Genomic DNA, 352 nt, shown 5'->3' on the forward strand with positions numbered 1-352 from the left:
CCGCGTCTCCGGTTGTGTTCCGTCGTCCCGACGGCAGCTCGGTGTTCCGTCCGAAAAGCTCGACTGTGTTCACCTCCGAGTCCCAGCTTGCTGCGGAGGACAGACTCCTCGAACGAGCCGCCAACCTCGGCGGGCCGACGGTGCCGCTTGCCACGGTCGAGAAGATCACGCGCAGACCCGACGCGGACTGCCGGATGCTCGGCCACGACCAAGCCGACGCCTTGACCCGCATCGCGGTATCAGGACGCCTCCTCGATGTCCTGGTCGGTCCTGCTGGGGCGGGCAAGACCACCGCCATGTCGGCTCTGCGCCGAGTTTGGGAGGCTGAGCACGGAGCGGGGTCCGTTGTCGG

At 67.9% G+C, this 352-nt stretch carries 1 protein-coding gene; it reads left to right on the plus strand.

The window, feature by feature from the left end; genetic code table 11:
* A partial coding sequence (locus tag KI686_RS17475; protein ID WP_237590321.1) for an AAA family ATPase occupies positions 1-352 on the plus strand: 352 nt, incomplete at both ends.

It is taken from the genome of Polaribacter sargassicola (genome assembly GCF_021991835.1).
In the GTDB taxonomy this organism is placed as follows: domain Bacteria; phylum Bacteroidota; class Bacteroidia; order Flavobacteriales; family Flavobacteriaceae; genus Polaribacter; species Polaribacter sargassicola.